1 protein-coding gene and 1 rRNA gene are annotated in these 2,481 nt (G+C 33.8%); one reads left to right on the top strand and one right to left on the bottom strand.

Annotated features, from left to right (window positions below; all coding sequences use genetic code 11):
• Positions 1 to 58 precede the first annotated feature (58 nt).
• Positions 59 to 173: ribosomal RNA gene (gene rrf / locus BN3769_RS00865) — 5S ribosomal RNA — on the top strand.
• Between the two features lie 126 nt (positions 174 to 299).
• Here the strand turns inward: rrf and BN3769_RS00860 are convergent.
• Positions 300 to 1,949 (bottom strand): hypothetical protein, encoded by a 1,650-nt coding sequence (locus BN3769_RS00860; protein ID WP_068466617.1) that lies wholly within the window; start codon positions 1,947 to 1,949, stop codon positions 300 to 302.
• Positions 1,950 to 2,481 lie beyond the last annotated feature (532 nt).

The following is a 2,481-nucleotide window of genomic DNA, read 5'->3' as shown; positions in this document are numbered from 1 at the left end:
CAAGCGCTGATTTTTACACGTGAATTAACGAGATTTACGATTCATTTAAACTTTTTCGCTTGGTGGCATTAGAGAAAGGGAAATACCTGATCCCATCCCGAACTCAGAAGTCAAGCCTTTCATCGCCAATGGTACTGCACACAAGAGTGTGGGAGAGTAGGTCGCCGCCAAGCTTTTCTTTCATGGCCTTAAAGCATCCGCTTTAAGGCCTTTTTTTGCCTGCAACCGATTTGCAATTTTCCTGGTTTTAGCCTTTAAATTTTTTTGATTTGTTCTTTTCCTTTACATTCATTTTCATTCTAGACAGCTGTATCAACAATAATGATGGGAAGATGATGTTTTTTGGCCATTTCTGTTAATTCTTTAAATTGTTGAATAACGGTTGGATCTTTTTCTTGCTTTAATTTTTCGAAAGCATAGCGGCTCATCAAAATGCTTGCTATTTGAATGGGGCGAGCCCCTACTTTTTTAGCTTCAGCATGGGATAGGGCTTCGAGTTCATTATAAGAAAAATCGCGGGTAAAAGATAAGAGTTCTGTTGGTCCAAACATTCGATTCAATTTAGTCAATTGAAGATTTGTGAGATGATAAGGGAATAAACGACGTCTTAAATTTTCTCCAAGATGTTTGGTGATCACATTATGAAAAAGCAGTTTAAGCCGTAAACCAATTGTCGCTTTTTCCAATAGTTTAGATGTTAGATCGTGCGTGTCTATAAACGCTTCGAAGTTATCTCGAAAGGTTAAAATTTCTTTCCTAAGATTTTCGTCTTTAATGCTTTTAGATAAGTGAACAAGTTCTTTGATTTCATCTCTAATGTTATAAAAAACCTCTCCCTTTACGATTCCGGAATCAAGAGTTTTTAATTCTTCCTCATGACCTGTCTTTTTCCTCAACTCTTCTAACTCGCTTGTTGCCTCCTCCTTTTCCTCAACACTTAAATTTTTTTTCTGAAGTCGCCCTTCCAATTTATAAATTCTATCTGTATTGGAAGAGGGGGAAGGTAAATAGGCATCATAATTTAAATGTTGGTAACATTTTTGTTGCAGATCTTGAACCAGAAAACCCAAAACAGTGATTATTTTTTGCATTTTAATATGCGATTCGACTTTGACGCGATCATTGCCTCCTTTAGTCGCAATATGTGGATCACGATTGTAAGTCGGACTTCCTACGTCATGGGGATAATTGCGGTAAAAGTTTTCAGGGTCTACACTTAATCCTAAAGCCACATAGTAATCCTGATGAGACATAGGATCGTCTGGGTTATCCTCGGATGGATCATTGCTATGAAAGAACATTTTTCCTTTTTCAAAAAGAGAAGCACTAATTTTAATATTATCATCAAAAAATTTCTTTTTGTCTGTTAGGATTAAAGGCGCCGTTTGCATTTTTGTTGCATGTACGACAACAGGCTGGTCAAGGCTAGCCCCATCATGCACTTCAAAGCTTTCTCCTCCCAAGGAAACGGATATCTTAGGCAAAGAAGACGTTAAATGAGTAGAACGAGAAGAATGTTCGATTAATTCGTAGCCAATCTTGGCTTTTGCCATTTGCGGTAAACGAAATTTTTCTAAATCATTAATAAATTTTTTCTGCTTGCCCGTGAAAAAATTACTCTTTGACTTTAAAATTTTTAAAACTCTTTCAACCGAAGGCTGACTTCTAATCATGTTAGAAGGATCGGAAGGCTTCCTTAAAGCAATTATTTTTTGAGATTTGACAGATTTAGAACCGGGATTAATAAAATTTTTAATTCTTTCTAACCAGTTCCTAGAAACTTTTTCCGCTTTTCCGCTTGCACTCTTTCTCGCCTCTCTAATAGAGGCTAGAATTGGATTAGATTTAACTTCTCGCAGTTCTTTTCTAGTTTCTTCCTGTCTCTTTTCTATCATTTTATTTAATAGAACATCATCCCACGTATTGAAGGAATTATCTTGTATGTTCATATTAACCTTCCGATTGAAATAATTTAATTATTTTTAAATGAATGTATTTTAAAATGCGGTAATTCTTATTTTTTAATTATACTATATTTTCTTTTTTATATCATTTAGGCGCATTAAATATTTTTTATCTCATTGCAATTTAGAAGCATTTTATAAGTTTTTAGGTAAAAAAGAATTAATTCCTATTTAGATAGAGTCTTAAAATCATCATAGTCATTAGTTAGACTACCAAATCACACTCATCTATTTATTTTTTAATATTAAAAAAGAATCCATCACATAAAGATTAAAACAATTAATTTAATTAAACTCACCCCAAAGGATTAACGATCATGATAAATTCTGTCCCTATTTTTATCTTAGAAGGAAATCAGTTCATTAGCATTAATAATTGCTTACCTTCTCAGAGCCTGTTAAAAAACCTTATTTTCAATTATCCTTTATGAGGATTCATGAGAGGATTTTGAATGAGAAAGAAATATTCTAGCGATTTATCGGATGAGGAGTGGCAACTAATAGAACACTTATTTCA

It is taken from the genome of Candidatus Protochlamydia phocaeensis, assembly GCF_001545115.1.
GTDB lineage: Bacteria > Chlamydiota > Chlamydiia > Chlamydiales > Parachlamydiaceae > Protochlamydia_A > Protochlamydia_A phocaeensis.
The sequence above is the reverse complement of the archived record's forward strand: the minus strand, read 5'-3'. Positions and strand labels throughout refer to the sequence as shown.